General features: G+C 68.7%; 30 protein-coding genes. 5 read left to right on the forward strand and 25 right to left on the reverse strand.

Annotated elements, in window-relative coordinates; all coding sequences use genetic code 11:
• Positions 1–10: 10 nt before the first annotated feature.
• The gene (rpsO, locus tag ABD727_RS05060) at positions 11–280 is read right to left on the reverse strand and encodes a 30S ribosomal protein S15 (protein ID WP_300975157.1); all 270 of its coding nucleotides are present in this window, start codon (positions 278–280) and stop codon (positions 11–13) included.
• A gap of 17 nt (positions 281–297) precedes the next feature.
• Positions 298–1,206, reverse strand: coding sequence for a tRNA pseudouridine(55) synthase TruB (truB, locus tag ABD727_RS05065; protein ID WP_344706291.1), 909 nt, complete (start codon positions 1,204–1,206; stop codon positions 298–300).
• 17 nt (positions 1,207–1,223) lie between these two features.
• On the opposite strand from truB, the gene ABD727_RS05070 reads away from it, so the two are divergent.
• Entirely contained in the window at positions 1,224–2,222 is a 999-nt protein-coding gene (locus ABD727_RS05070) for a hypothetical protein (protein ID WP_344706292.1), read from the forward strand.
• Here the strand turns inward: ABD727_RS05070 and ABD727_RS05075 are convergent.
• The 10 genes from ABD727_RS05075 to ABD727_RS05120 form a co-directional block, all read right to left on the reverse strand.
• Positions 2,177–2,809 carry a thymidine kinase gene (locus ABD727_RS05075; protein ID WP_344706293.1) on the reverse strand — a complete coding sequence of 211 codons (633 nt, stop codon included), beginning with the start codon at positions 2,807–2,809 and terminating at the stop codon, positions 2,177–2,179. The two genes, ABD727_RS05070 and ABD727_RS05075, sit on opposite strands and share 46 nt — an antisense overlap.
• Positions 2,810–2,845: 36 nt before the next feature.
• On the reverse strand, positions 2,846–2,992 hold the full coding sequence (locus tag ABD727_RS05080) for a hypothetical protein (RefSeq protein ID WP_344706294.1): 147 nt from the start codon (positions 2,990–2,992) through the stop codon (positions 2,846–2,848).
• A 53-nt stretch (positions 2,993–3,045) separates the two neighbouring features.
• Positions 3,046–3,588: a GNAT family N-acetyltransferase gene (locus ABD727_RS05085; RefSeq protein WP_344706295.1), complete on the reverse strand. Its 543-nt coding sequence runs from the start codon at positions 3,586–3,588 to the stop codon at positions 3,046–3,048.
• On the reverse strand, positions 3,585–3,980 hold the full coding sequence (gene rbfA / locus ABD727_RS05090) for a 30S ribosome-binding factor RbfA (RefSeq protein ID WP_344706296.1): 396 nt from the start codon (positions 3,978–3,980) through the stop codon (positions 3,585–3,587). The genes ABD727_RS05085 and rbfA overlap by 4 nt, the downstream gene beginning before the upstream one ends.
• Before the next feature lie 130 nt (positions 3,981–4,110).
• Positions 4,111–6,783, reverse strand: coding sequence for a translation initiation factor IF-2 (gene infB / locus ABD727_RS05095; RefSeq protein ID WP_344706297.1), 2,673 nt, complete (start codon positions 6,781–6,783; stop codon positions 4,111–4,113).
• A 12-nt stretch (positions 6,784–6,795) separates the two neighbouring features.
• Positions 6,796–7,503, reverse strand: coding sequence for a DUF448 domain-containing protein (locus ABD727_RS05100; protein ID WP_344706298.1), 708 nt, complete (start codon positions 7,501–7,503; stop codon positions 6,796–6,798).
• A 40-nt stretch (positions 7,504–7,543) separates the two neighbouring features.
• Positions 7,544–9,208 (reverse strand): transcription termination factor NusA, encoded by a 1,665-nt coding sequence (gene nusA / locus ABD727_RS05105; RefSeq protein ID WP_344706299.1) that lies wholly within the window; start codon positions 9,206–9,208, stop codon positions 7,544–7,546.
• Positions 9,209–9,211: 3 nt separating this feature from the next.
• Positions 9,212–9,781, reverse strand: a complete 570-nt coding sequence (gene rimP / locus ABD727_RS05110; RefSeq protein WP_344706300.1) for a ribosome maturation protein RimP — start codon at positions 9,779–9,781, stop codon at positions 9,212–9,214.
• 87 nt (positions 9,782–9,868) lie between these two features.
• A complete protein-coding gene (locus ABD727_RS13945; RefSeq protein ID WP_425566761.1) occupies positions 9,869–10,390 on the reverse strand; it encodes a hypothetical protein in 522 nt (173 codons plus the stop codon).
• Positions 10,390–11,436 (reverse strand): type III polyketide synthase, encoded by a 1,047-nt coding sequence (locus ABD727_RS05120; protein WP_344706301.1) that lies wholly within the window; start codon positions 11,434–11,436, stop codon positions 10,390–10,392. The genes ABD727_RS13945 and ABD727_RS05120 overlap by 1 nt, the downstream gene beginning before the upstream one ends.
• A 99-nt stretch (positions 11,437–11,535) precedes the next feature.
• Here ABD727_RS05120 and ABD727_RS05125 point away from each other — a divergent pair, with 99 nt between their 5' ends.
• Entirely contained in the window at positions 11,536–12,624 is a 1,089-nt protein-coding gene (locus ABD727_RS05125; protein WP_344706302.1) for a PQQ-dependent sugar dehydrogenase, read from the forward strand.
• A gap of 51 nt (positions 12,625–12,675) precedes the next feature.
• On the opposite strand, the gene ABD727_RS05130 is transcribed toward ABD727_RS05125, so the two are convergent.
• Positions 12,676–12,942, reverse strand: coding sequence for a CsbD family protein (locus tag ABD727_RS05130; protein WP_344706303.1), 267 nt, complete (start codon positions 12,940–12,942; stop codon positions 12,676–12,678).
• A 121-nt stretch (positions 12,943–13,063) separates the two neighbouring features.
• On the opposite strand from ABD727_RS05130, the gene ABD727_RS05135 reads away from it, so the two are divergent.
• On the forward strand, positions 13,064–13,774 hold the full coding sequence (locus ABD727_RS05135; protein WP_344706304.1) for a VV20781 family protein: 711 nt from the start codon (positions 13,064–13,066) through the stop codon (positions 13,772–13,774).
• On the opposite strand, the gene trmB is transcribed toward ABD727_RS05135, so the two are convergent.
• Positions 13,768–14,472, reverse strand: coding sequence for a tRNA (guanosine(46)-N7)-methyltransferase TrmB (gene trmB / locus ABD727_RS05140; RefSeq protein WP_344706305.1), 705 nt, complete (start codon positions 14,470–14,472; stop codon positions 13,768–13,770). The genes ABD727_RS05135 and trmB overlap by 7 nt on opposite strands.
• A gap of 59 nt (positions 14,473–14,531) precedes the next feature.
• On the opposite strand from trmB, the gene ABD727_RS05145 reads away from it, so the two are divergent.
• Entirely contained in the window at positions 14,532–15,041 is a 510-nt protein-coding gene (locus ABD727_RS05145; RefSeq protein WP_344706306.1) for a DUF2231 domain-containing protein, read from the forward strand.
• Positions 15,042–15,101: 60 nt separating this feature from the next.
• On the forward strand, positions 15,102–15,353 hold the full coding sequence (locus ABD727_RS05150) for a hypothetical protein (protein ID WP_344706307.1): 252 nt from the start codon (positions 15,102–15,104) through the stop codon (positions 15,351–15,353).
• On the opposite strand, the gene metK is transcribed toward ABD727_RS05150, so the two are convergent.
• The 11 genes from metK to tsaB all read right to left on the reverse strand — a co-directional run bounded on the left by metK (position 15,350) and on the right by tsaB (position 24,981).
• A complete protein-coding gene (gene metK / locus ABD727_RS05155) occupies positions 15,350–16,561 on the reverse strand; it encodes a methionine adenosyltransferase (protein ID WP_344706308.1) in 1,212 nt (403 codons plus the stop codon). The two genes, ABD727_RS05150 and metK, sit on opposite strands and share 4 nt — an antisense overlap.
• Positions 16,562–16,608: 47 nt before the next feature.
• A complete protein-coding gene (gene lnt / locus ABD727_RS05160) occupies positions 16,609–18,189 on the reverse strand; it encodes an apolipoprotein N-acyltransferase (protein WP_344706309.1) in 1,581 nt (526 codons plus the stop codon).
• 4 nt (positions 18,190–18,193) lie between these two features.
• Positions 18,194–19,072, reverse strand: a complete 879-nt coding sequence (locus tag ABD727_RS05165; protein ID WP_344706310.1) for a hemolysin family protein — start codon at positions 19,070–19,072, stop codon at positions 18,194–18,196.
• Positions 19,072–19,578 (reverse strand): rRNA maturation RNase YbeY, encoded by a 507-nt coding sequence (gene ybeY / locus ABD727_RS05170; RefSeq protein ID WP_344706311.1) that lies wholly within the window; start codon positions 19,576–19,578, stop codon positions 19,072–19,074. Before ybeY ends, ABD727_RS05165 begins: the two co-directional genes overlap by 1 nt.
• Entirely contained in the window at positions 19,575–20,597 is a 1,023-nt protein-coding gene (locus ABD727_RS05175) for a PhoH family protein (protein WP_425566762.1), read from the reverse strand. Before ABD727_RS05175 ends, ybeY begins: the two co-directional genes overlap by 4 nt.
• 61 nt (positions 20,598–20,658) lie before the next feature.
• Complete coding sequence (gene miaB, locus ABD727_RS05180) at positions 20,659–21,969, reverse strand: tRNA (N6-isopentenyl adenosine(37)-C2)-methylthiotransferase MiaB (protein ID WP_344706313.1); 1,311 nt, start codon at positions 21,967–21,969, stop codon at positions 20,659–20,661.
• Between the two features lie 10 nt (positions 21,970–21,979).
• Entirely contained in the window at positions 21,980–22,789 is an 810-nt protein-coding gene (locus ABD727_RS05185) for a lysophospholipid acyltransferase family protein (RefSeq protein WP_344706314.1), read from the reverse strand.
• Positions 22,773–23,195 (reverse strand): Fur family transcriptional regulator, encoded by a 423-nt coding sequence (locus ABD727_RS05190; RefSeq protein WP_344706315.1) that lies wholly within the window; start codon positions 23,193–23,195, stop codon positions 22,773–22,775. Before ABD727_RS05190 ends, ABD727_RS05185 begins: the two co-directional genes overlap by 17 nt.
• A gap of 152 nt (positions 23,196–23,347) precedes the next feature.
• On the reverse strand, positions 23,348–23,776 hold the full coding sequence (locus ABD727_RS05195; protein WP_344706316.1) for a Ros/MucR family transcriptional regulator: 429 nt from the start codon (positions 23,774–23,776) through the stop codon (positions 23,348–23,350).
• 102 nt (positions 23,777–23,878) lie between these two features.
• Positions 23,879–24,364: a GNAT family N-acetyltransferase gene (locus ABD727_RS05200; protein ID WP_344706317.1), complete on the reverse strand. Its 486-nt coding sequence runs from the start codon at positions 24,362–24,364 to the stop codon at positions 23,879–23,881.
• The gene (gene tsaB, locus ABD727_RS05205; RefSeq protein WP_344706319.1) at positions 24,361–24,981 is read right to left on the reverse strand and encodes a tRNA (adenosine(37)-N6)-threonylcarbamoyltransferase complex dimerization subunit type 1 TsaB; all 621 of its coding nucleotides are present in this window, start codon (positions 24,979–24,981) and stop codon (positions 24,361–24,363) included. The genes ABD727_RS05200 and tsaB overlap by 4 nt, the downstream gene beginning before the upstream one ends.
• Positions 24,982–25,072: the final 91 nt, after the last annotated feature.

Raw genomic sequence — 25,072 nt, forward strand, 5'->3', positions numbered from 1 at the left:
GAAACCATTGTTACTTGCGGAGGCCCAGACGACCGATCAGGTCGGTGTAGCGCTGGGCGTCTTCCTTCTTGAGGTAGGCCAGCAGGCTGCGCCGCTTGTTGACCATCATCAGAAGACCGCGCCGGCTGTGGTTGTCCTTGGCGTGGCTCTTGAAGTGGTCGGTCAGAGTCTGGATGCGGCTGGTCAGGATGGCGACCTGGACCTCGGGCGAGCCCGTGTCATTCTCGTCGCGGCGGTATTCGCTGATCAGCTCGGCCTTGCGCTCGGCAGTGATCGACATCGAACTTACTCCTATTCCTAAAGGTTGAACCCGCGCACGATGCGGTCCCCTTCGACCAAGGCGACGGGGGTCTGACCCTCGACGGCTAGGTGGAGACCGCCCGCAGGCGGAACCCGCGAAAGCCTCGCTCCAACACGGAGCAGACGAGCTTCCTCGGGGGTGACGGGAAAGGCCGGGATGTCGTCCAGCCCTGCTTGCAATGGCAGAAGTGCCCCGTCGAGCGAGCCGCCCTTAGCGCAATCGTCCAGAAAGTCCAGCGATATCGCCCCGTCCAGGCCGAACGGGCCGGCCCTCGTCCGCCGCAGCATGGTGACGTGCCCGACGGTCCCGAGCGCGAGCGCGATGTCGCGGGCAAGGCTGCGGATGTAGGTGCCCTTGGAGACGGTTGCGGAGAGGGTGATCTCCTCGACTTGGTCGGTCACGCTGTCGACGGCGCGACGAAGGTCGAATATGGTCACGCTCCGTGTTGCAAGCTCGACCTCCTCACCAGCGCGGGCGAGATCGTAGGCCCTCCTCCCTTCGACCTTGAGTGCCGAATAAGCGGGAGGGACCTGCTCGATCGGGCCGGTGAAGCGCGGCAGCACGGCATCGATCTCGGTGGGCGTGGGGCGGATCGGGCTGGTAGCGATGACCGATCCTTCGAGGTCGAGCGTGTCGGTCTGCTCGCCGAAGCGGATGGTGAAGTCGTAGGCCTTTGTCGCATCGAGCATCCGCCCGGCGAGCTTAGTGGCCTCGCCGAGCGCGATCGGGAGCACCCCGCTGGCGAGCGGGTCGAGAGTGCCACCATGGCCGACCTTGGTCTTGGGCTCGCCCGCGGTGCGGAGCGCGCGCTTGACCGCGCCGACCGCCTGGGTGGAGCCGAGGCCGAGGGGCTTGTCGAGGACGATCCAGCCGGAGCGGTGGACGGGAGGTGAGGGGAGGGGCATATGCGGCCCCTAGCGCCATGATGGGGCTGAGGGGAGCTTCGAACGACAAGGTGCTGAAGCGGGCGGTCACCCATCCCCTCGTCCGTCGCCTGACGGTGCGCGAATATCTGCCGCTCGGCGGATGGCTCGCGACCTGGGCGATGCTCGGGCTAGCGCTCGGCCATGCCGATGCGGTCCGCATGTTCGCCGCCAACACCTTCGTCCAGGCGCTGCGCAACCTTTGCGCACTGGAGATGGTGGGGACGCTCGCCAAGCGTGTCGGGCTGGACGGCGTGTTCAAGCCGTCGCGGCGGCGCGCACTCAAGATCGATCTGCTCGTGCTGCTCGCCTGCCTCCTCGTCACCGTGCTGCTTGCCGGCTTCCTTTGGTGGCGGAACATGGACGTCGCCGCCGGCATGGTGCTTCTGATCGGGGTGGGGCTCCCGGCGCGGCATCCCGGCGGCGTGCTCGCGATCAAGCGCGACCGCGAGGTGCCGTGGCGGCTCGGCACGGCGGCGACCGCCGTCATCGGAACCGCTTTCGTGTGGCAGCTCGGACTTGGCTGGTTCGAGGCCGCGCTGGTGCTCGGCCTGCGCGAGTGGGGCGGGCTTCTCGCCACCTTCCTGTTCGGTCGTCGTCGTCCGGCAAGCGACGAGCCGGACACCAGCGTGCTGACCTTCGACGAGGTCGCCGCCCGGACCGAGGCGAGCGCACGGCGGCGGCTGACCTACCGGATGGCGAAGTCGGTGCTCGGCGGGCTGCTGGGGCCGTTCGGGACTGTCATCGCCAGGACCGGGCGCGGCGCCCGGCTCGACGCCAAGATCAGCCGGATGATCCCGCGCCATCGCGGCGGAATGGCGGTACTGACGACGATCAGCGCCGGGCTGATGCTGTTCTTCCTGATCGTCGCCCGCGAACCGGCGACCTTGGTCTTCGCTTCGGCCGCGGCGCGGATCGGAGCCTCGGGAGCGAGCGCGCTGCTGTGGTGGAACTACGCCCGGGCGTTCGAGGACGAAGAGGACGACGACGACGATTGAGTCCCGTCGCCGGCCCTGAGGCGGGCGAAGAAGTGGCGGCGGCACATGGCGACATAGCGGTCGTTGCCGCCGATTTCGGTTTGGGCACCCTGCGCCACCGCGCGGCCCTCGGAATCGACCCTGAGGTTCATCGTCGCCTTGCGACCGCACTCGCACACGGCCTTCAATTCAACGAGCGCGTCGGCCAGCGCCAGCAGCGCCGCGCTTCCCGGGAAGAGCGCGCCCTGGAAATCGGTCCGTAGGCCATAGCAAAGCACCGGCAGGTCGAGCTCGTCGGCGAGACGGCACAGCTGGTGGACCTGCTCTTCGGTGAGGAACTGCGCCTCGTCGACGAGCACGCAATTGAGGCGGCGGCGGTTGAGCTCGGCGCCGACCGTCTCGAACAGGTCTGTGGTCGAATCGAAGCTGTGCGCGTCCGAGCCGATGTCGAGCCGGGATGAGATCCGGCCGGCACCCGCCCGATCGTCGAGCGCGGCGGTCCACAGCATCGTCTCCATGCCGCGCTCGCGATAGTTGAAGTCGGCCTGGAGGAGGGTCGTCGACTTGCCCGCGTTCATCGCGGCATAATAGAAATAGAGCTTGGCCATGGCGGCCTTGTACCCCGGCTCCGGCCGGGGTCCAGTTCACTTCTTGGCCGCCGCCTTTCCGCCCTTCTTGCCGAGCTCGGCCTGAGCCGCGGAAGACTTGCGGGGGTTCTTCTTGCCTTCGTGCGAGGCCTTGGCGTTGGCCTTCTGCGCGGTGGCGCTGCCGTGGCCCTTCTTCTCGGTCATCGTGATGCTCCTGTTTGTGTCGGAAGCATCAACGCGGCAGCCGCGATGCGGTCCTACCGCTTTTGGGCCAGCCACTCGTCGGCGAGGATCGAGAACATCACCGTGTCGCGCACATGGCCGGTCCAGGTGACGGTGTCGGCGCGGCGGATGCCCTCGCGGGTCGCGCCGAGCTTCGCGACCGCGGCCTGGCTGCGTGCATTGCGGGCATCGACCCGGAATTCGACGCGATGAAAACCGGCCTCGATCGCCCGGCCGATCATCATGTCCTTGATCCGCCGGTTGAGCCCGGTGCCGCGAACGGCCGGTCGAAGATAGGTGAAGCCGATCTCGAGCGCGCGGTTGCGGGGCTCGATCCTGAGGTAGCTAGACATGCCGGCGAGGAGCTGGCCGTCCCACAGGGTGAAGGTCTCGGCGTCGGGTCGCTCGAGCAGGCCGTCGATGGTCCGGTCGAATCCCTCGGGCCCGCAGTCGACCGAGTAGATCGGCCAGATCTCGCGATCCTCGGCGCAGGCGGCTTGCAGCGCGGCGCGATGCTCCTCGGCGAAGGGGAGGGCGGTGCAGCCCTCGCCAGCCATGGGCGCGCCGAGCCCGCTCACTCCTCGGCGAGGTCCTGACGAACGTGCGGAGTGCGCAGGATCTGGTCGATCTTGCCGCCCTCGTCGAAGCTCTCGTCCGCCAGGAACTTGAGCTTCGCGGCATATTTGGTGTTCACCCGCCGCGCGACCTCGCTCTGGAGATAGGCGGTGTTGGTGCGAAGCGCCTTCAGCACCACTTCCTCGTCCTGCCCGAGGAGGGGCTTCACGAACACGGTGGCGTGGCGAAGGTCGGGGCTCATCCGGACCTCGGTCACGCTGACGAGATGGCTCTGCAGCGTCGCGTCATGGACGTCGCCGCGCGCCAGCACTTCGCTCAGCACGTGACGCACCTGTTCGCCGACGCGAAGCAGGCGGACGGAGCGACCTTCGGAGGTTTCGGTACGATGTGCCATCAGCCAATCCAGATCAGCAGGAGACAGGAGAGCGAAAGCCAGGTCGCGCAGCCGAGGCTTTCAAGGCAGCCATTGAGCATGCGCCCCGTGACTGCCTGCTCCTGCGGATCCTCTTCCAGCTCCCCTGCACTCAGAGGGTGCGCGCCCGCTCTTCGACCTCGAACACCTCGAGATTGTCGCCTGCCTTGATATCGTTGGTGTCGGCCAGGAGCACGCCGCACTCGAGGCCGGCGATGACCTGCGCCACGTCGTCCTTGAACCGCCTGAGCGAGGCGATGGTCGTCTTGGAGACGATGACATCCTCGCGGGTGAGGCGGGCGTGGAGACCCTTGCGGATCGCGCCTTCGAGCACCAGCAGACCGGCGGCCTTGTCGCGCTTGCCGGCCGGGAAGACTTCTTGGACCCGCGCACGGCCGACGACCGTCTCGATGATCTCGGGACCAAGCTCGCCCGCCATCGCACCCTTGGCCCAGTCGGTCAGGTGATAGATGACGTCATAGTAGCGAAGCTCGGTCTTGTTCCGCGCCGCGACCTCGCGCGCCTTGGCGTTCGGACGGACGTTGAAGCCGATGATCGGCGCGCCGGTGGCCGAGGCCAAAGTGACGTCGCTCTCGGTGATCGCGCCGACCCCCGAGTTGAGGATGCGGACCTTGATCTCGTCGGTCGACAGGCGGTTGAGCGCGTTAACGATCGCCTCGGCCGAGCCCTGAACGTCGGCCTTGACGACCAGCGGGAACTCGATGGTGGTCGAGGCCCGGTTGGCGAACATGTTCTCGAGGCTCATCGGAGCGGCGGTGGTCCGCTTCCGGTCGAGCACGCCCTGGCGATAGGCGGCGACCTCGCGGGCACGCCCCTCATTCTCGACGACGGTGAGCTGGTCGCCCGCGCTCGGCACCGAGCCGAGGCCGAGGACCTCGACCGGCATCGACGGCCCGGCTTCCTTCACCTGGCGGCCATGATCGTCGATCATCGCCCGGACCTTGCCGCTCGCGGCGCCGACGACGAACACGTCGCCGACCTTGAGCGTGCCGCGCTGGACCAGCACGGTGGCGAGCGGACCACGACCCTTGTCGAGCTTGGCCTCGATCACCGTACCTTCGGCGGCGCGGGAGGGATTGGCCTTGAGCTCGAGGATCTCGGCCTGGAGCGCGATCGCGTCGAGCAGCCCGTCGAGATTGGTGCCCTTGAGCGCCGACACTTCGACGTCCTGGACGTCGCCGCCGAGCTGCTCGACCACGATCTCGTGCTGGAGCAGTTCCTCGCGGACGCGCTGGGCGCGGGCGTCGGGCTTGTCGATCTTGTTGATCGCCACGATCAGCGGCACGCCGGCCGCCTTGGTGTGGTTGATCGCCTCGATCGACTGCGGCTTGAGGCCGTCGTCGGCCGCAACCACCAGCACCACGATGTCGGTGACGTTGGCACCGCGGGCGCGCATCTCCGAGAAGGCTTCGTGGCCCGGCGTGTCGAGGAAGGTAATCTGGTCGCCCGACGGCACCTTCACCTGATAGGCGCCGATGTGCTGGGTGATCCCGCCGGCTTCGCCCGAAGCGACGCTGGCACCACGCAGGGCGTCGAGCAGCGAGGTCTTGCCGTGGTCGACGTGGCCCATGATGGTAACCACCGGCGGCCGCGAGACAAGGGTCGCCTCGTCGTCGACGTCGGTCGCGGTGTCGATGTCGACATCGCTCTCGCTCACGCGCTTGATGGTGTGGCCGAATTCGGTGACGAGCAGCTCGGCCGTATCCTGGTCGATGACCTGGTTGACGGTGACGGGCGTGCCCATCTTGAACAGCGCCTTCACCAGGTCCGCGGCCTTCTCGGCCATGCGGTTGGCGAGTTCGCCGACGGTGATGCTCTCAGGAACGACCACGTCGCGGACCTGCTTCTCGCGCGGTCCCGATTGGGCGTAGGCACGCTTTTCCTTCTCGCGGGCACGGCGAAGCGCGGCGAGGCTGCGGGCGCGATCGTCGTCACCCGACAGGGCGCGGCTGACGGTGAGCTTGCCCGAATGGCGGCGATCATCGCCGCGCGAACCCGGACGGGCCGGACGCGCGGGCTCGGGCCGACGCGCCGCACCACTGGCAGACGAGCCGCCACCGCTGTTGTTGCTGCCACCACCGCTCGGAGCGGCCGGAGCCTGCTGCTGCTGCGCGGGGGCCGGCTTCGGCTGGGGCGGGGCAGGCGGCGGAGTACGCTTGATCGGGGTGAAGCGCTGCCCGCCGGGGCGAGCGGCGACAATCCGCGGCTCGGGGGCCGGGGCTGGCTCGGCTGGCTGCGGCTCGGGCTCGGCAGCCTTGGCGGCAGCGGCCTCGTCGGCGGCGCGGGCCTCGTCGGCGATCCGGCGCTTGGCGTCTTCCTCGGCCTGACCAGCGGCGTCTTCCTCAGCCTTGCGACGGTCCTCGGCGCGACGCTTCTCGTCCTCGGTCGCGTTGACCTTGGCCTGCTCCTCGCGGCGACGCGCATCCTCGAGCGCGGTCATGCGGGCCTCTTCGGCCTCGCGCATCCGGCGGGCGGTGTCTTCCTTGCGGGCGGCGATGTCATCCGAAGCCGAGCGGCGCGGGGCGGCCGGAGCCGCGGGCGCGACCGGAGCGGGCGCCGGAGCGGCGGCCTGGGGCGCGGGCTCGGGAGCCGCGGCCGGAGCCTCGCCCGGACGACCTAGGATGCGGCGCTTCTTGACCTCGACCACCACGGTGTTCGAGCGGCCATGGCTGAAGCTCTGCTTGACCTTGCCAGTCTCAACCGTACGCTTGATGCCCAGCGGCGGCCGGGTACCCAGCTTCGGCTTGTCGGTCTGGTCGCTCATAAATTCCTTTGTCTACTCGTCGTCAGCCGATGCGTGACCAGCGGCGTCGTCGCCGCGGCCTAGCCCAGCATGTCCTACAATGAAAGCACGCCAGCGGGTCAGTGCTTCAAGCACGCGCGCGGCAGCTCCCCGATCGGTCAGCGCCGCATGTACCACATTTTCCCTGCCAAGCGCCATGCTCAAGATGGTGCGCGTCGCCGGGATTTCCAGTCCGTGCCGGTGACCGAGTTCCTCGGCCCCGCCGACCCGCCACGCCTGGTCGAGCCGACGACGGCCATCGCTCCCGGCATCGCTGGCATAGAGCAGCAGGTGGACCTTGCCGGCGCGAGCCGCCTGCTCGATCCGGTCGGAGCCGTTGACCAGCGTGCCCGAGCGGGCCTCCATGCCGAGCCGATCGAGCGCGCCGCGGGCGAGCGCCTGCTCGATCCGCTCGGGAAGATCGGGCGAAACCTCGACCGCCTGGGTCTTGAAGGCGCGGGCGAGCGCGCCGCGCAGCTTGCCCTTGGCAAGCGCGGTCTCGAGCTCGGCCTTCGAGACGCCGATCCACGCCCCGCGACCGGGCGCCCGGGCGCGGACGTCGGGGTGGACCTGCCCGTCGGGACCGAGGACAAGCCGGATCAGCTCCGCCTTGTCGGCGGTCCGGCGGGTGAGGATGCAGGTGCGCTGGGGGCCGGTCTCCTGCGCAGGCAGGAGCCCCGTTCCCTCGTCAGCATCCGGCAACTGGGCCCCTGCTTGCGCAGGGGAACAGTCTAGATCGCCCTCATTGCGAGGAGTCCGCATCGGCGGCCTCCTCGGTCTGCGGCTCGTCGCTCGACGGCGACTGATCGGCCTCGTCCTCGAACCAGTGGGCGCGGGCGGCCATGATGATCTCGTTGCCCTGCTCTTCCGAAAGGGCGTATTCGGCCAGCACGCCGCCCTTGTCCTGCTCGCGCTGCGGCGCGTTCTCGGCGCGGCGGCGCGGCTCGGGGCGCTTCTTCTGGACCAGCTCGTCGGTGGCGAGGTCGGCAAGGTCGTCGAGCGTCAGGATGCCCGCCTTGCCCAGCGTCACCAGCATCTGCTCGGTGAGGTGCGGGAGCTCGGCGAGGCCGTCGTCCACACCGAGGCCACGGCGCTCCTCGCGGGCGGCGGCTTCGCGCCGCTCGAGCGCCTCGGAGGCACGCTCCTGGAGCTCGGACGCGATGTCGTCGTCGAGACCCTCGATCGAGGCGATCTCGTCGGCTTCGACGTAGGCGACTTCCTCGAGGCTGGTGAAGCCCTCGGCGACCAGCAGCTGGGCGAGGGTCTCGTCGACGTCCAGCTCGTTCTGGAACATCTCGGAGCGCTCGACGAACTCCTTCTGGCGCTTCTCGCTGGCGTCGGCCTCGGTCAGGATGTCGATCTGGCTGCTCGTCAGCTGGCTGGCGAGGCGGACGTTCTGGCCGCGGCGACCGATCGCCAGGCTGAGCTGGTCGTCGGGGACCACGACCTCAATCCGGCCCTCTTCCTCGTCGATCACGACGCGGGCGACGGTCGCCGGCTGGAGGGCGTTGACGACGAAGGTCGCGGTGTCCTCGCTCCACGGAATGATGTCGATCTTCTCGCCCTGCATTTCCTGCACGACGGCCTGGACGCGGCTGCCCTTCATGCCGACGCAGGCGCCGACCGGGTCGATCGAGCTGTCGTAGCTGATGACGCCGATCTTGGCGCGGCTGCCCGGATCGCGGGCGGCGGCCTTGATCTCGATGATGCCGTCGTAGATCTCGGGCACTTCCTGCGCGAACAGCTTCTTCATGAAGTCGGGATGCGCGCGGCTGAGGAAGATCTGCGGGCCGCGGGTTTCGCGGGCGACACGCAGGATCAGGCTGCGGACGCGGTCGCCGACGCGGTGCATTTCGCGCGGGATCTGCGCGTCGCGGCGGATCACGCCCTCGGCGCGGCCGAGGTCGACAACGACGTGGCCGAACTCGACCCGCTTGACGACGCCGGTGATGATCTCGCCGACGCGGTCCTTGAATTCCTCGAACTGGCGCTCGCGCTCGGCGTCACGGACCTTCTGGAAGATGACCTGCTTGGCGGCCTGGGCGGCGATCCGACCGAACTCGATCGGGGGCAGCGGATCGACGATGAAGTCGCCGACCGCGGCATCGGCCTTGAGCTTGGCGGCACCCTTGAGGTCGATCTGCTTGTAGTAATCCTCGGGGGCCTCCTCGACCACCTCGAGGACGCGCCACAGGCGAAGGTCGCCGGTCTGCGGATCGAGCTTGGCGCGGATGTCGTTCTCGGCGCCGTAGCGGGCGCGGGCGGCACGCTGGATCGCGTCTTCCATCGCCTCGATGACGATGCCGCGGTCGATCAGCTTCTCACGCGCGACGCTGTCGGCGATCGCGAGGAGCTCAGCCCGGTTGGCCGTCGGATTGGCCGTGGCGGAGGGAGCGGCGGTTGCCATGGGTCAGTCTTCCTCTTGGGGTTCAAGGTCGTCGACGCCCTCGACGGGCGCTTCGATGATTTCGTCCGCGTCCTGGGCGGACAGTGGCATGGTCGCGGCGATCAGCCGGTCGGTCAGCAGCAGCTTGGCCGAATGGATCGCATCGAACGGAATGGCGCGGCTGCCCTTGGAGCCGGAGATCATCACGGTCTCGCCGTCGAGGCCCTCGATGTCACCGGTCACCTGCTTGGCACCGTCGACCTCGCGGGCGAGCTTGAGGCGAGCCTCGTGGCCCTGCCAGTCGCTATAGTCCTTGAGCCGGGTCAGCGGCCGGTCGATGCCGGGCGAGCTGACCTCGAGCCGGTAGCCGCCCTCGATCGGGTCCTCGCCGGCGGCCTCGAGCGCGTCGAGCCGCTCGGACACGCGCCGCGACAGCGCCTCGCAGTCGGAAAGGTCGAGCTGCCGCGTGTCGGGGCGCTCGGCCATGATCTGGAGCGTCGGATCACTCGCCCCGCCGATCATCGCGACTCGCACGAGGTCGAAGCCGAGTGCTTTCGCCTCGGTATCGATCAATGCGGTCAGCTTGCTGTTCATGCGGTTTCCTAGAATTCAGCCCTCCCCGGACCGCCGCGGTGTCCCGGGCAGCCTCGCCAGCATCAGCGATGTGAGGAGGAAGCGTGCCTATAAGCGAAGGCCGGGCATCAGGCAACTCCGGCGAGCGCGCGATTTTCGGCCCGGATCCGGATCCACAACACCAGCGCGTTGAGGACCGAGAAGACCACCGCCACCTGCCACAGGCCGAACACCAGCGGGAGCACTGCAATCTCCCCGATGACCACCAGGTAATTGGGATGCGAGACGAAGCGAAACGGCCCTCCCTCGACCAGCGGAGCGCCGGGAAGGACGATGATCCGGGTGGTCCAGCGGGCCGAGCGTGCGCAGCACCCACACCCGGCCGAGCTGGAGCAAGACGAAGACCATCAGCAGCGGCCAGTGGATCGGGCGGCCGGGGGCCAGCCAGAACAGCGCGGCAAGCCAGGTCGCATGGACCGCGACGATCAGCGGATAGTGGCCGGGCGCATATTCCTTCGCGCCGATGGCGAGGAGCCCGGCGGTGTTCTTCCTCGCCAGCACCAGTTCGAGCAGCCGCTGGGCGGTGACGAAGAAGAGGATGGCGAGGGCGGGCCAGAGATGCTGGTGCATCATGCGCGCTCCAGAAGCAGGGCCGAGCAGGTGAAGCCGGGACCGAAGGCGGTCAGCAGCGCCTTGTCCGGGAGACCGCGCTTCAGCAGCCGCTCGAGCACGAACAGCACGGTCGGAGCGCTCATGTTGCCATGGTCGCGGAGCACCTCGCGCTCGAGGTCGAGGCTGCCCTCGTCGAGCTCGAGTGCCTCCTCGATCGCGGTGATGACCTTGGCTCCGCCGGGGTGCGAGCAGAGCCGGTCGATGTCGCTCCGGGTGAGGTCGAGATCGGCGAGGATGGCGTCGACGGCCGCCGCCAGCTCGGCGGTGACGAAGGGCGGAATGGCGCGGTCGAAGACGACGGCGAGGCCCGGATCCTCGACCCGCCAGCCCATGATCCCGAGGGTCTCGGGCCATTGCCGTTCGCCCGCGCCGGTGATGGTGCCAAGCGCGGTTCCCTCGGTGGAGACCACCGCGGCGGCGGCACCGTCGCCGAACAGCGCGGTGGCGACCAGCGCGGCGGGATCGTCGGTGTCGAGCCGGATCGAGATGGAGCAGGTCTCGACGGTGACGAACAGCCAGCGGCTCCCCGGGTCGGCGGCGGCGAGCCTGGCGGCGGTGGCGAGGCCGCTGACCCCGCCCGCGCAGCCGAGGCCGAACACCGGGACGCGCTGCACCGCGGCCTTAAGCCCGATGCGAGGCCCGACCCGCGCTTCAAGGCTCGGGGTGGCAATGCCGGTGGTCGAGACGGTGACCACCCCGTCGATGTCGGACGGTTCGAGGCCTGCGGCAATAATGGCCTTGAGGGCGGCTTCCTCGAACAAAGCCTCGGCGGCATCGAGGTAGAGGTCGTTGCGCGACTGCCAGCCATGCTCGTCGGCATACCAGTCGATCGGGGCGACGATGTTGCGTCCCTCGATCCCGGCATTGTCGAACACGCCCGAGAGGCGGTCGTAGAGCGCCTTGCGACCGGAAAACAGGTCACGGCCGATGCGCTTGGCTTCGTCCTGACTGATTCGATGCGGCGGGAGGGCGGTGGCGAGGCTGAGGAGATGGACCGGGTGCAAGGGAGATGGCACTTCCTACATGGGAACCCCGTTATGGGGTTTCGAACCATAACTCGCCAGCGGAGTGCAAGGATGCGGCTTTCTCACCTACAGGGCGTATTGGTCTTTGGTCTAGCAGCGGCTTCCTGCGGCACGGCGGCGCTGCCTGCCGAGGACAAGCCTGCGGCTGGAAGCGTTCCCTTCAAGGTCGCGGCGGTCGCGAGCTTCGAGACGCCCTGGGCAATGACCTTCCTTCCCGGCTCGGCCAACACGCTGGTCAGCGAAAAAAGCGGACAACTGTGGGTGGTCGACACCGCTACCGGCAAGAAGAGCGCGGTCAGCGGCGTCCCGGCGGTCAAGGTGGCCGGGCAAGGCGGCCTCGGCGATGTCGTGGTCGGTCCTGACAACCGCATCTATCTCAGCTTCGTCGAAGCAGGCGAGGGCGGGACCAGCGGCGCGGCGGTCGGCTATGGACGGCTGAGCGCCGGCCCCGGCGGCTATGCGCTGCAGGGCTTCAAGACCGTCTGGCGGCAGAATCCCAAGGTGAGCGGGAACGGCCACTTCTCGCATCGCATCGCCTTCGCTCCCGATGGCGCCATGTTCGTCTCGTCGGGCGAGCGGCAGAAGGGCGCACCGGCGCAGGACCTGTCGGGCAATCTCGGCAAGCTGCTCCGGCTCACTCCAGAGGGGCAGCCGCACCCGGGCAACCCCTTCGCCAGCCGCGGCGGGGTGGCGGCGGAGTTCTGGACCATCGGCCATCGCAACCTGCTCGGCATCGCCTTCGCTCCCGACGGCAGGCTGTGGGAGCACGAGATGGGGCCGCAGGGCGGGGACGAGGTCAACCTCATCCTACCGGGAAAGAATTACGGCTGGCCGAATGTTTCGAACGGGTCGGACTATGGCGGCGGCGACATCCCCGACCATCCCACCCGGCCCGAATATGAGCAGCCCAAGGTGTGGTGGAACCCGTCGATCTCGCCGGCCGGGCTGATCGTCTACACCGGAAACCTCTTCCCGCAGTGGAAGGGCGACCTGCTTCTCGGCGCTCTGTCGGGTGAGTCGTTGATCCGGGTGGACGTCAACGGCGACCAGGCGAAGAAGGCCGAGCGCTGGCCGATGAAGCGGATCCGCGAGGTGGAGCAGGGGCCCGGCGGCGAGATCTACCTGCTCGAGGACAATGGCCGGCTGCTAAGGCTGACCCCCGCCTGACACGAAAAAGGGCGGCTCCGCTCGGGGGCCGCCCTTTCTAGTTGCAAGGCGTCAGGCGCGCTTGGTGGTGCGGGTGTTGCCCTTGCTGCGCAGGCTGTTGAGCAGCGCGAGGCCGAAGATGCCGGCAGCGGTGTAGCTGGCGGCCTTGTTGTTCTTGACGAAGTCGCGGACCTGGCCAACGCCCTTGCGGACCTGGCCCGAGAGCTGGTCGGCGGCGCCGTCCTGCTGCAACTTCGGATCGCCGGTGACTTCGCCGAGTCCGCGCTTGAAATCACCCTTGGTCTGCGTGCCTTCGCCGGCGAGCGTATCGATGTTCATCTGTCTTCTCCGTGATTTATGGTTCGAGCGCCTCAACGCGCCTGGCCCGCCCAAGTGCCGTTCAACTTCGTGAAAGCTGCAATAATGTCCATGACGGCAGTCATTGCAGGGAAGAAACGACATGGAAGACAGGCGGAGACTGACGGCGGCGATGGTGATGGTGCTCGGCCTCGCCGGATGCAGCGCGGCGCGGATCGCGGTGCCGTCGTCGCTCGCCACCGAGGCTGAACGGATCGCGGTGAGCGGCATGGGCGGGGGCGGCGGCGGAAGCTTCAGGCTCGCCGATGTGCCCGGCCACTTCACCCGCGGGGCGGAGCGGCTCGGAAGCCCCGCCACCCTCGTTTCGCGGTTCAGCGGCGGCGGCTCGTTCGAACTACCCGACAGCCGCTTCGGTCCGGCCATGGCGGCACGCTGCCGCTACGGCGAAGTGCAACCGACGGTGGGCGCGATCAGCGTCGCGCCCGAGCGCCTGCGCTATTCGTGCGAGCTGCAGTCGGGCGGCCGGCTCGCCGGCGCGCTCCGCCTCGAGGCGGCCGCCGGGCCGTTGGGCTCGCCGAGCGGGCGGGCCGAAAGGCGCGGCACCTTCGACTATCTCGGCCAGCGGCTCGAAGTGCGCTCGATCCATCGGATGGAGGGCGGCGGGCTGCCGACCCCGACCCCGCTCGGCTACATGTTCCTGGTCGATGGCCGCGAGGTCGGCGCGGTCGACCTCAACGGCACCGGCAAGACCATCCTCGCGCCGCGCTCCGGCGAGCAACGGTCGGCGGTCATCGCCGCCGGCCTCGCGCTATCGATCCTGTGGGATCCGGCGGACCTCCACTCCGACTATTGAGCGCTCCTGCGGTAGCGCAGGTAATAGGGGCGCCGGCCCTCGCGGCGGCTCTTGGCCCCGTAGCGGGTCTCGATCCAGCCCGAGGGCGGCTCGAGGAAGTCGGACGGCTTCTCGGCCAGCCACTCGAAGCGCTCGGTGTGGCGCTGCATGACGGTCAGCGCCCATTCGAGGTAAACCGGGTGGTCGGTCGCGACGCGAAGTTCGCCGCCGGGCTTCAGCTTGTCGGCGAACAGCCGGACCGGCCCGTCGTTGACCATCCGCCGCTTGGCGTGCCGGGCCTTGGGCCAGGGATCGGGATGGAGCAAGTAGATCATCAGGAGGCTGCCGTCGTGCACCCTGCGGAGCACTTCGAGCGCGTCGCCCATGTGCAGTCGGACGTTGCGCAGCGGCCCGTCGCGGACATGGCCGAGCGCGGTCGCGACCCCGTTGAGGAAGGGTTCGGCGCCGACGAAGCCATGGTCGGGCAGCAGGTCGGCGCGGTGGGCGAGATGCTCGCCCGAGCCGAAGCCGATCTCAAAGTGAAGCGGGCGATCGTCGCCGAATAGGGCGCGAGACGTGATCTCGCCTTCGTCGGGGACGGAAATCTGCGGCAGGAGCGTGTCGATCAGTGCCTGCTGGCCAAGCCGGAGCTTGTGCCCGCTCGAGCGGCCGTAGAGTCGATTGAGGGTCGTCGGATCGCCCGACTTGATCGCAGTCATGGGATACGCCTTAAGCGCGGGGACGTTGAGCGAGCAACTGGTGAGGAGATGCCACGGACATGGACGGCGACAATCCCCGGAGCACCGCGCAGATTGCCGGCCATCCCATTCATCCCCTGCTGATCCCCTTCCCGATCGTCAGCTTCATCGGGGCGCTGGTCACCGACGTCATGTGGCTGACGACCGGCGAGGGCGGCTGGGCGACCGCGAGCAACTGGCTGCTCGGGATCGGCCTCCTCACCGCGCTTGCCGCCGCCGCGGCGGGGATGACCGACTATCTCGGCGACGAGCGGATCAAGCGGATCGGGGCGGCGACCCGGCACATGATTGCCAACATCGTCGTGGTCACGCTCGAGGCGGTGAACCTCGTCGTGCGGCTGACTTCCGACAGCGACCAGATCGGCGGTCTCGGCGTGTGGCTGAGCCTCGCAAGCGTGGTCATCCTCGCTTACTCGGGCTGGCTTGGAGGCGAGCTGGTCTACCGTCACCGGGTCGGGGTGCAGGGCGGGCCCGGCAACCCCTCGCTCGACCCGATGCGCGACGAGAAGCTCAGCCGCGACCGGCGCTGAGCGAAGCTGGTCCTTGGACCAGAGTTGGACCTCGTCGCGGCCACCAGCCGTTGTCCTGCCATGAGCTTCACCCAGCTGAACCCGCCGCTTCCGCTCCATGTCCTCGATCGGGGCAAGGGCCAGGCCGTCGCCGTGATCGATTATGGAGCCGAGTTCGACCTCCTGTGGGTGGTCGCGCTCGACGAGGGCGGGGAGATCTGGTGCGTCCCCAATCCGCAGGTGCGGATGCAGGCCAACTGGTCTCTCGGCCGAAGCCGCGAGGCCCCGGGACGGGGCAAACTCGCCCCGGTCCCGGTCCCGGTCGCTAGTTAGCCGACCAGCGCCTTCAGCTCTTCGCCAAGGTCGGTCTTCTCCCACGGGAAGAGATCGCCCTCGGCCTTGCGGCCGAAGTGGCCGTAGGCCGCCGTGGCGGCATAGATCGGCTTGTTGAGGCCGAGCAGCGTGCGGATGCCGCGCGGGGTCAGTCGCCCGAGGCGCTCGATCTTGCCGATCGCCTGCTCGAGCTTGTCGTCGCCGACGGTGCCAGTGCCGTGGGTGTCTACGTAGAGCGACAGCGGCTCGCTGACCCCGATGGCGTAGGACAGCTGGATGGTGCAGCGGGTCGCGAGCCCGGCCGCGACGATGTTCTTGGCGAGGTAGCGCGCGGCATAAGCGGCCGAGCGGTCGACCTTGGTCGGATCCTTGCCCGAGAAGGCGCCGCCGCCATGCGGGGCCGCACCGCCGTAGGTGTCGACGATGATCTTGCGTCCGGTCAGGCCGCTGTCGCCATCGGGCCCGCCGATGACGAAGCTGCCGGTCGGGTTGATGTGGTAGACGGTCTCGTCGCCGAGCAGCTCGGCCGGGATGACGCTGGCGATGGCGTCGCGGACATAGGCCTTGAGCTCGGCCTCCTTGTCGCCCTCGTCATAGCCCTCGGCATGCTGGGTCGAGACGACGATCGCCGTGGCGGCGACCGGCTTGCCGCCCTCGAAGCGGAGCGTGACCTGGCTCTTGGCGTCGGGCTCGAGGAAAGGCGCACGGCCAGCGTGGCGGTCGGCGGCGAGCTTCTCGAGGATCTTGTGGCTGTAGTCGAGCGTCGCCGGCATCAGGTCGGGCGTCTCGTCGCAGGCGAAGCCGAACATGATGCCCTGGTCGCCCGCGCCCTCGTCCTTGTTGCCGCTGGCATCGACGCCCTGCGCGATGTGCGCCGACTGCGGGTGGAGATGATTCTCGAAGGTGAGCTTCTCCCAATGGAAGCCTTCCTGCTCGTAACCGATCCTGCGGACGGTCTGGCGGACCGCCTGTTCGATCTCTTCCTGGACACCCGGGGCCCATTCACCGGCCTCGTCCATGATGCCCTGGCCGCGAATTTCGCCGGCCAGCACCACGAGGTTAGTCGTAGTCAGGGTCTCGCAGGCGACGCGCGCCTCGGGGTCCTTCGACAGGAAGAGGTCGACGACGGCGTCGCTGATCTGGTCGGCGACCTTGTCGGGATGGCCTTCGGACACGGATTCGGAGGTGAAGAGATAGGACTGGCGCATGGGACTCCGGGGCCGCCGGGGCGGCGAAGAAGGATATAAAGAAAGCTTTATATGCCGCGCCTGTAGCGAGCCCGACCGTCCATGCCAACCGCGATGATGAGCAGCAGGAACGCAAGGGCGAGCGGGATGACGTTGCCGTGGCGGCTGAAGAAGGTGGGTCGCTCGGCCTGGGGCAGGAAGCCGTCGATCACCCCCGCCGTGCGCCACGGAAGCGACTTGAGGAGGCGGCCATCGGCGTCGATCAGCGCGCTTATCCCGGTCGGGGTCGAGCGGATGATCGGAAGCCCTTCCTCGGCGGCGCGAAGGCGGGCCTGGGCAAGGTGCTGGGGCGGGCCCCACGCCCCGAACCAGGCGTCGTTCGAGGGATTGAACAGGAAGTCGGGACGGTTGGCGCGATCCACCACCTCGCCCGAGAAGATGATCTCGTAGCAGACCTGAAGTCCCATCCGGCCCCAACCGGCAAGCTCGAGGTTGCGCGGCCCGGGGCCCGGCATGGTGTCGCCGACGCCGGGCGCGAGCTGCGACAGGCCGATCGCGGTCAGGAGCGGGCGCATCGGCAGATATTCGCCGTAGGGGACGAGGTGCGCCTTGTCGTAGCGGCCGAGGATCCGGCCCTGCGGGTCGATCGGCATGACGCTGTTGGTGCTTCCGGTGACCCGGCCTTCCGCGTCCACCGTCAGCGCGAAGGCGCCGGTGACGAGGATGTCGCCCGGCCGGAGCAGGCTCGCGGCGCGGGCGGCGGGCGGAAGCGCCACCGGGAGCAGCCGGGGGTCGGTCGGGACCGCCTGGAAGGCGACCGGGACCGCGACCTCGGGCCAGAAGAGGAGGCGCGGCGAGGTGCCTCCCGCGGACAAAGCCGCGAGTCGCTGGAAAGCTTCCTCGTCGAGCCCTTCGCGCCACTTGTCCTCCTGCCCGATATTCGGCTGGACGATCCGGATCGGACGCGCAGCCCCATCGGACCGGGAAGGACCGGGCATGAGGGCAAACAGCAGGACGAGGGCTGTGGGCAGCGCGGCGGCCAGCAGCAGGGTGCGGCGCGACGTAGTCTTTACCCCGTCGGCAGGCGCGGCGCGAAGGGTGCTCGCTCGCCACAGGAGCCCGCCGATGTAGACGGTCAGAAGCGACAGCCCGTAGGTGCCGATCAGCGTCGCGATGCCGCGCACCGGCCCGACATCCGCCCACACGGCTCCGACCGGGTTCCAGGCAAAGCCGGTGAACATCGTCGCGCGCAGCCACTCGGTGAGCGCCCAGCCGGCGGACAAGGCGATGACCAGGGCCAGTGGCGAGCGCTGTCCGAAGCGCCAGGCGAGACCCGCCGCGAGCGCGGGATAGACCGCGAGGTAGAGGCTCAGCAGCACCACCGCGATCCAGCCGAGCCACGGCGGCATCGCGGCCTGGTAGGTGAAGGCGGTGGCGATCCAGTTGAGGCCGAGGACGAACTGCCCGACCCCGAAAGCCCAGCCGGCGAACAACGCGCGCGGCAGCGACGGGCTTCGAGCGAGGAGCCAGGCCAGCCCGGCGAAGGCGAGCGGCATCAGCGGCCACCAGCCGACCGGCGCGAAGGCGAAGGCCGACAAGAGCCCGAGAAGCAGCGCCAGCAGCGAGGCCGGCAGGCGACGAGGGTTCAAGATGCTATTCCTCGACCTCGGCGGTGCCCTCGGGCGCGTGGAGGCGGAGGCGGGTCATCTTGCGTTCGTCGGCGGCGACCGATTCGAGCCGCCAGCCGCTCGGGTGGGCGACGCTCTCGCCGGGCGGCAGGATGCGGCCGGCGAGCATGAAGGCAAGCCCGCCCAGCGTGTCGACCTCGTCGTCCTCGGCCGACAGGCGGGCGTCGACCGCCTCGCACAGGTCGTCGAGCTCGAGCCGGGCGTCGGCTTCCCACAAACCGTCGTCGAGGCGGGCGAGCAACGGCTGGACTTCCTCGTCATGCTCGTCCGCGATGTCGCCGACGATCTCCTCGACCACGTCCTCGATGGTGACGAGCCCTTCGGTCCCGCCGAACTCGTCGATGACGATGGCGAGATGGACCCGCTCGGCGCGCATCCGGGCGAGAAGGTCGAGAACGCCCATCGACTCGGGCACGAACAGGGGCGTTCGGATGATCTCGTCGACCCGCTTGCGCTCGGTCGTGTCGAAGTAGGCGTTGAAGACGTCCTTGATGTGGATCATGCCGACGATCTCGTCGAGGCTCTCACCGGTCACCGGCAGGCGGCTGTGGCCGGCCTCGGCGAACAGGCGGGCGAGATCCTCCATCGTGCTGGCATGCGGCACGCTGATGATGTCGCCCCGGGTGACGCAGATGTCACCCGCCGTGCGATCGCCGAAATGCAGCAGATTCTTGAGCATCTGCCGCTCGAGCGGACTGAGGTCGCCCTGCCGCGGCTGGTCGTCCTCGGCCTCGTCGATCGCTTCCTCGATCTGGTCGCGCAGCGTCGGCTCGCTGTCCTCGCCGAACAGGAGCGAGCGCATTCCGCGCCACAGGCGCGAGCCGTTGTCGGGCTGGGTGGCCATCAGGCGGCGACCTCATAGGGGTTGGCGATCCCGAGCCGGGCGAGGGCGCGGGTCTCGCGCGCTTCCATGTCCTCGGCCGTCGAATCGTCGAGATGGTCGTAGCCGAGCAGGTGGAGCGTGCCGTGGACCATCAGGTGGGCGGTGTGAGCGCGGAGCGGAAGCGCCTTTTCCTCGGCCTCGCGGGCGCAGGTCTCGTATGCGAGCACGATGTCGCCGAGCATCAGCTCGGGCCCGGGCTGGCGGGCGGACTCGAACTCGTCGGGCTCGGCCTGGGGGAAGGAAAGGACGTTGGTCGGCTTGTCCTTGCCGCGCCATTCGGCGTTCAGGGCACGGACCTGCTCGTCGTCGGTGAGGACCACCGAGATCTCGACCGGCCGCGCCGCCTCGGCGAGCGCAGGGAAGGCGCTTTCCGCGATCGCGGCCCGGGCGGCGTCCTCGGCGAGCCGCGCCCAGTCGGTGCTACTGTCCCAATCCTCGTCGGCGTCGAGCACGATGTCGAGGGTCATTGGCCCGGCCCCTCATAGGCTTCGACGATCCGCCCGACGAGCGGGTGGCGGACGACGTCGGCGGCGCCGAAGCGGACCATGGCGAGCCGCGGAATGCCCTCGAGCTTGGTGACCGCGTCATTGAGCCCGCTCTCGACCCCGCGTGGAAGGTCGGTCTGGTTGGGATCGCCGCAGATCACCATCCGGCTTCGCATGCCGAAACGGGTGAGGAACATCTTCATCTGCTGCGGGGTGGTGTTCTGCGCTTCGTCGAGGATGATGAAGGCATCGGACAGGGTCCGACCGCGCATGAAGGCGATCGGCGCGATCTCGATTTCCCCGGAGGCGATGCGCCGCTCGACCTGCTCGGTCGGGAGCATGTCGTAAAGCGCGTCGTAAAGCGGGCGGAGATAGGGATCGACCTTCTCCTTCATGTCGCCGGGGAGGAAGCCGAGCCGTTCGCCGGCCTCGACCGCAGGGCGCGACAGGATCAGCCGGTCGACCTGGCCACCGATCAGCATCGAGACCGCCTGAGCGACCGCGAGATAGGTCTTGCCGGTGCCCGCGGGCCCCAGTGCGAAGATCATGTCGTCGCGGGCCAGCGCCTCCATGTAGCTGGTCTGGATGGTCGAGCGCGGGACGATGGTCTTCTTGCGGGTGCGGATCATCACCCGCGGGGCGCCGCCGCCGCCGCCGGGAGCCGGAGCGTCGGCCTCGGGCAGGATCCCGTCGAGCTTGCGCTGCGCGCCCATGCCGATGACGCTCTCGACCACCGCGAGATCGACGTCCTGGCCGGAGTCGAGGCGGGCGTAGAGGTCGACCAGCACTTCCTTGGCACGGGCCGCGCTGTCGGGCTCGCCCTCGATCTGGACCCGGCTTCCGCGGGCGGCGATGTTCACCCCGAGCCGGTCCTCGATGGCGACCAGGTGGCGGTCATAGTCGCCGAACAGCGGCCCCAGCAGATAGGGCTGCTCGAACTCGATCTCGAGCCGGGCGCGGGTGGGGTCGTCCACGGCGCGAAGGTCGGGGCGCTTTGGCATCAGCGGCGAGAAGCCATGAGGGTCGTCATCGTTCCCGAATGTAGTGCCCCTGCGCGCAGAGTCACGCGGCCTCTTGCGAGTCGGTGACGACTTCACCCGCAAGGCTGTTGGGAAGCGCCGCGGTGAGGCGGACATCGACCATCTCGCCGATCCTTGCGTCGGAATCGACGAACACCGACTGGAGCCACGGCGACTTGCCGATCATCTGTCCGGGCTTGCGCCCGACCCGGTCGATCAGGATCCGAGTCTCGGCGCCGACCTTCGACAGGTTGAAGGCGCGGCTCTGCTCGGCGACGAGCGCCTGGAGCCGCTGCAGCCGCTCGTCCTTGACTGCCTCGGGCAGCTGGCCGTCCATCGTCGCCGCGGGCGTTCCGGGGCGCGCGCTATATTTGAAGGTGAAGGCGCTGGCGTAACCGACCGTCCGGACGATGCTCAGCGTCGCCTCGAAATCCTCGTCGCTCTCACCCGGGAAGCCGACGATGAAGTCGCCCGAAATGGCGATGTCGGGGCGCGCGGCGCGGACCCGGTCGAGCGTGCGCAGATAGTCGTCCGCACTGTGATGGCGATTCATCGCCTTCAAGATGCGGTCGCTCCCCGCCTGCACCGGAAGGTGGAGGTAGGGCATCAGCTCGGGTACGTCGCGGTGCGCGGCGATGAGGTCGTCGGCCATGTTGATCGGGTGCGAGGTGGTGTAGCGGATCCGCTCGAGACCCTGCAGCGTGGCAAGGCGGCGAATGAGGGTCGCGAGCGTCTCTGACCCGTCTTCCCAGGCGTTGACGTTCTGGCCAAGCAGGGTGAGCTCGCGGGTGCCGCCGGCGACCAGCTGCTCCGCCTCGATCAGCAGGTCGCCAAGCGGCCGGCTGACTTCGGCGCCACGGGTGTAGGGCACCACGCAGTAGGTGCAGAACTTGTCGCACCCTTCTTGGACCGAGAGGAAGGCCGAAATCCCGGCGCGGCGGCGGGCGGGAAGCGCGGCGAACTTGTCGAGCGGGGGCAGGTCGGTGTCGACCGGGCGCGCGCCGGCCTCGACCTCGCGCAGCAGCTGGGGAAGGCGATGGTAGGCCTGGGGCCCGACGACGAGGTCGATTGCCTTGGAGCGGCGCTTCGCCTCGGCGCCCTCGGCCTGGGCGACGCAGCCGGCAAGCGCGATCACCGGGCGGCTGCCGTCATCGCGGCGCAGCCGGCCGACCTCGGAATAGGCCTTTTCCGCCGCCTTCTCGCGGATGTGGCAGGTGTTGAGCACGACCACGTCCGCATCCGCACCGGGAGCGGCGGCGACCATGCCCTCGGCACCGAGCAGCTCGGCCATCCGCTCGCCGTCATAGACGTTCATCTGGCAGCCGAAGGACTTGATCTGGAAGGTTTTGGTCATGGGCGGCCGCCTATACGCGCGGCGGCACCGCGCCGCCAGAAGCGATCGCGTCGGCCACCGCGGCCCGGCTGAGCCGGGCGAGCGCCTTGCGATCGAGACCCTGCGGGAGCGCTTCGAGAAAGTGGAGGGTGACCGCGACCGTGCCGCGCCGACCGAGCAAGCGGAGGAAGTTGGCCTCGCCCTTCTCGCCCGTCGGCCAGCCGAACTCGGGCGCGTGGCGACCATAGTCGATCGCGACCGGCTGCACGGTGAGGGGAAGCGGCGGCTGCTCGGCAAGGCTGAGCAGGCTCGAGCGGAAGGGCAGGAGGGTGCGCCCATCGCCGACGGTGCCTTCCGGAAACAGCGTCAGCGGCTTGTGGCTGCGGATCGCGGCTTCCATCGCGGCGACCTGCTCGCCGACGCTCGAGCGCGTGTCGCGATCGACGAAGACGGTGCCATTCTCCTCGCACAGCCAGCGCATGAAGGGGTGCCCGCGGAGGCTGTCCTTGGCGACGAAGGCGCAGTCGGTCGCCCCGGCGAGCACCGGGATGTCGAGCCAGCTGACATGATTGGCGACGATCAGCGTCCCGGCGCCCGGCCTCGGGCCATCGCTCCGGACCCGGGCTCCAGCGAGCCAGCCGATGCCGCGAAGCAGCCGACGCGGCCAGGGGGAGGGGCCGAACAGCCGGTGGACGAGATGGATCGCGGCGCAGACCGCGACCAGCAGCGCAATCAGGATCAGCCGGACGAAGGCACGAAGGCGGGAACTCGGGACCGATGCGGCTTCGTCGAGCGACGTCACCGCGCCGGACGGCTCCTTGAGATCAGCGGTCGCGCTCAAGCGGGACGCCGTAGAGCTCCAGCCGGTGGTCCATCAGGCGGAAGCCGAGCCGCTCGGCGACCTTGCGCTTCAGTTCCTCGAGCTCGAGGTCATGGAATTCGAGGACCTTGCCGGTCTCGACGTCGATCAGATGGTCGTGGTGCTCATCGGTCACCGCCTCGTAGCGCGAGCGGCCATTGCCGAACTCGTGGCGCTCGAGGATCCCGGCTTCCTCGAACAGGCGGACGGTCCGGTAGACGGTCGCGATCGAGATGTTGGGATCGACCGCGGCGGCGCGCTCGTGCAGCGTCTCGACGTCGGGATGGTCCTCGGACTCGGAGATGATGCGGGCGATGGTGCGCCGCTGCTCGGTGATCCGCAGCCCTTTCTCGGCGCAGAGCGCTTCAATGTCGATCGAGCGGTGCATGCAGTTCGATTAGGGGAGGATGCGCCGAAAGCAAAGCCGTCATGGGCGATTATCCGTCATGCCGGACCCGTTCCGGCATCCATCCCGCCTTTTGCACCCGAGCAAGTGCGGCCAGATGGACGCCGGAACGTGTCCGGCACGGCGGTCAGGCGCTACTTGGCGACCCGAGTGCCGCGCTTGCGCTTGGTGCCAAGGCCGATGCTCTTGGCGAGCGTGCGGCGCTGTTCGGCATAGTTGGGGGCGACCATCGGATAGTCGGCGTTGAGGCCCCACTTGGTCCGATACTGGTCGGGGGTCATGTTGTAGTGGGTCATCAGATGCCGCTTGAGCATCTTCAGTTTCTTGCCGTCCTCGAGGCAGACCAGATAGTCGGGCTTGACCGACGAGCGGATCGGAACCTTGGGCTCGGGCTTGGCTTCGGGGGCGGCGGGAGCGCCGCCAAGTCCCGCCAATGCACCGTGCACGTTGGCGATGAGTTGCGGCAAGTCATTGACCGCGACGCTGTTGTTGCTGACATGTGCCGCGACGATGTCGGCGGTCAGGGTGATCAGGGTTTCGGCCCCTTGGTCATTATCGTTCATTTTAATCCCCGGTGATTACCCGAAAGCGTCAAACTCGCGCCGGTGGACGCGAGAACGCCTTTAACGCCGAGAGCTAATCACGCGCAAGTGGCGCGGGAATCGTTACTGAGGTTCAACGGTATAGACCATGGTCAAGGCATCGAACAACTCGCCACCAGGTCCGCGATAATATTTGCTGCGCCGCCCCGCGACCCCGAATTGGTGCTGGCGGTAGAGCGACACCGCGGGATTGCCGTCGCGCACCTCGAGATGAAGGTGGCTGGACCCGGCGGCGCGGCTGTCGGCGACGAAGCGGTCCACCAGCGCTCCGGCAATCCCGCGGCCCCGCGCCTCGGGTACCACCCCGATCAGCAGCAGCTCTGCCTCGTCGGCGACCCGGCGACTGAGGCTGAAGCCGACTGGCTCATCCTCGCTCCTCGCGAGCAGCAGCGAGACTCCGCTCATCGGGAGGATCCCGGCGCATTGCGCCCGGGTCCAGGCCTCTCCGAAGCGCGGATCGAAGCTGCGCTCGATGACGCTCATCACTTCGTCGAGCTCGTCGCCTCCGGCCTGGACGATGGTGAGCGCAAGGGGAGCCGTGCCGCTCATGCGGCGACCTTCGGAAGCGGCGCCTTGGCATCGGGAGCGCGGGCGTAGACCGGTCGCGGAGCGAGGCTCCGAAGGCTAGCAGGAAGGAAGAGGGCGTTGGCGGCAGCCGCGGGAACCTCGAGCGCCTCGCCGTGCCCGCGCTCGGCCACGAGCACGGCCGCGCCCGAGCCGACGATCACGGGGGCGTCGATGACGGCAGCGGCGGAGGCCGGGCTCAGGCTCGCCAGCGGACCGGCCTCCTCAAGCGGGTTGCGCTCGAACTGCTGGACGAAGAGCTCGCCATGTCCGCCGGTAAGCGCGACCGCGACCGGGCCGTCGCTCGCCACGCCGGCGGCGATCAGCGCGAGGGTCGACATGCCGTGGAGCGGCACTCCCCAGCCGATCGCCATGCCGTGGGCGGCGGCGATGCCGACCCTCAGGCCGGTGAAGCTGCCCGGGCCGCAGCCGACCAGGATCGCACTCGGCCGGCGGCCGTCCAGCATCCGTTCGAGCAGGGGCATCAGTCGCTCGGCGTGACCGCGGGCCATGACCTCGTCGGCCCGGTCGATCAGCCGTCCGTCCTCGGCGAACAGCGCCGCGGTGCAGGCCGGAGTGGCGGTGTCGAGAGCGAGCAGCATGGCGGTTAACTGTGGGGAAGTTTGGTTAAGTGGGCAAGTGCAACCGATCTGGAGCGCTTGCCGAGGCCGTTGCCGGAACATGAAGAGGGGC

Source organism: Sphingomonas swuensis (assembly GCF_039538045.1).
In the GTDB taxonomy this organism is placed as follows: domain Bacteria; phylum Pseudomonadota; class Alphaproteobacteria; order Sphingomonadales; family Sphingomonadaceae; genus Sphingomicrobium; species Sphingomicrobium swuense.

What these genes read in the sequence shown, in the direction of transcription:
- rpsO (WP_300975157.1), bottom strand. Translation starts at nt 280, where the DNA reads ATGTCGATCACTGCCGAGCGCAAGGCCGAGCTGATCAGCGAATACCGC.
- truB (WP_344706291.1), bottom strand. Translation starts at nt 1,206, where the DNA reads ATGCCCCTCCCCTCACCTCCCGTCCACCGCTCCGGCTGGATCGTCCTC.
- ABD727_RS05070 (WP_344706292.1), top strand. Translation starts at nt 1,224, where the DNA reads ATGATGGGGCTGAGGGGAGCTTCGAACGACAAGGTGCTGAAGCGGGCG.
- ABD727_RS05075 (WP_344706293.1), bottom strand. Translation starts at nt 2,809, where the DNA reads ATGGCCAAGCTCTATTTCTATTATGCCGCGATGAACGCGGGCAAGTCG.
- ABD727_RS05080 (WP_344706294.1), bottom strand. Translation starts at nt 2,992, where the DNA reads ATGACCGAGAAGAAGGGCCACGGCAGCGCCACCGCGCAGAAGGCCAAC.
- rbfA (WP_344706296.1), bottom strand. Translation starts at nt 3,980, where the DNA reads ATGGCACATCGTACCGAAACCTCCGAAGGTCGCTCCGTCCGCCTGCTT.
- infB (WP_344706297.1), bottom strand. Translation starts at nt 6,783, where the DNA reads ATGAGCGACCAGACCGACAAGCCGAAGCTGGGTACCCGGCCGCCGCTG.
- nusA (WP_344706299.1), bottom strand. Translation starts at nt 9,208, where the DNA reads ATGGCAACCGCCGCTCCCTCCGCCACGGCCAATCCGACGGCCAACCGG.
- rimP (WP_344706300.1), bottom strand. Translation starts at nt 9,781, where the DNA reads ATGAACAGCAAGCTGACCGCATTGATCGATACCGAGGCGAAAGCACTC.
- ABD727_RS13945 (WP_425566761.1), bottom strand. Translation starts at nt 10,390, where the DNA reads ATGCACCAGCATCTCTGGCCCGCCCTCGCCATCCTCTTCTTCGTCACC.
- ABD727_RS05130 (WP_344706303.1), bottom strand. Translation starts at nt 12,942, where the DNA reads ATGAACATCGATACGCTCGCCGGCGAAGGCACGCAGACCAAGGGTGAT.
- ABD727_RS05135 (WP_344706304.1), top strand. Translation starts at nt 13,064, where the DNA reads ATGGAAGACAGGCGGAGACTGACGGCGGCGATGGTGATGGTGCTCGGC.
- trmB (WP_344706305.1), bottom strand. Translation starts at nt 14,472, where the DNA reads ATGACTGCGATCAAGTCGGGCGATCCGACGACCCTCAATCGACTCTAC.
- ABD727_RS05145 (WP_344706306.1), top strand. Translation starts at nt 14,532, where the DNA reads ATGGACGGCGACAATCCCCGGAGCACCGCGCAGATTGCCGGCCATCCC.
- ABD727_RS05150 (WP_344706307.1), top strand. Translation starts at nt 15,102, where the DNA reads ATGAGCTTCACCCAGCTGAACCCGCCGCTTCCGCTCCATGTCCTCGAT.
- metK (WP_344706308.1), bottom strand. Translation starts at nt 16,561, where the DNA reads ATGCGCCAGTCCTATCTCTTCACCTCCGAATCCGTGTCCGAAGGCCAT.
- ABD727_RS05165 (WP_344706310.1), bottom strand. Translation starts at nt 19,072, where the DNA reads ATGGCCACCCAGCCCGACAACGGCTCGCGCCTGTGGCGCGGAATGCGC.
- ybeY (WP_344706311.1), bottom strand. Translation starts at nt 19,578, where the DNA reads ATGACCCTCGACATCGTGCTCGACGCCGACGAGGATTGGGACAGTAGC.
- ABD727_RS05175 (WP_425566762.1), bottom strand. Translation starts at nt 20,597, where the DNA reads ATGCCAAAGCGCCCCGACCTTCGCGCCGTGGACGACCCCACCCGCGCC.
- miaB (WP_344706313.1), bottom strand. Translation starts at nt 21,969, where the DNA reads ATGACCAAAACCTTCCAGATCAAGTCCTTCGGCTGCCAGATGAACGTC.
- ABD727_RS05190 (WP_344706315.1), bottom strand. Translation starts at nt 23,195, where the DNA reads ATGCACCGCTCGATCGACATTGAAGCGCTCTGCGCCGAGAAAGGGCTG.
- ABD727_RS05195 (WP_344706316.1), bottom strand. Translation starts at nt 23,776, where the DNA reads ATGAACGATAATGACCAAGGGGCCGAAACCCTGATCACCCTGACCGCC.
- ABD727_RS05200 (WP_344706317.1), bottom strand. Translation starts at nt 24,364, where the DNA reads ATGAGCGGCACGGCTCCCCTTGCGCTCACCATCGTCCAGGCCGGAGGC.
- tsaB (WP_344706319.1), bottom strand. Translation starts at nt 24,981, where the DNA reads ATGCTGCTCGCTCTCGACACCGCCACTCCGGCCTGCACCGCGGCGCTG.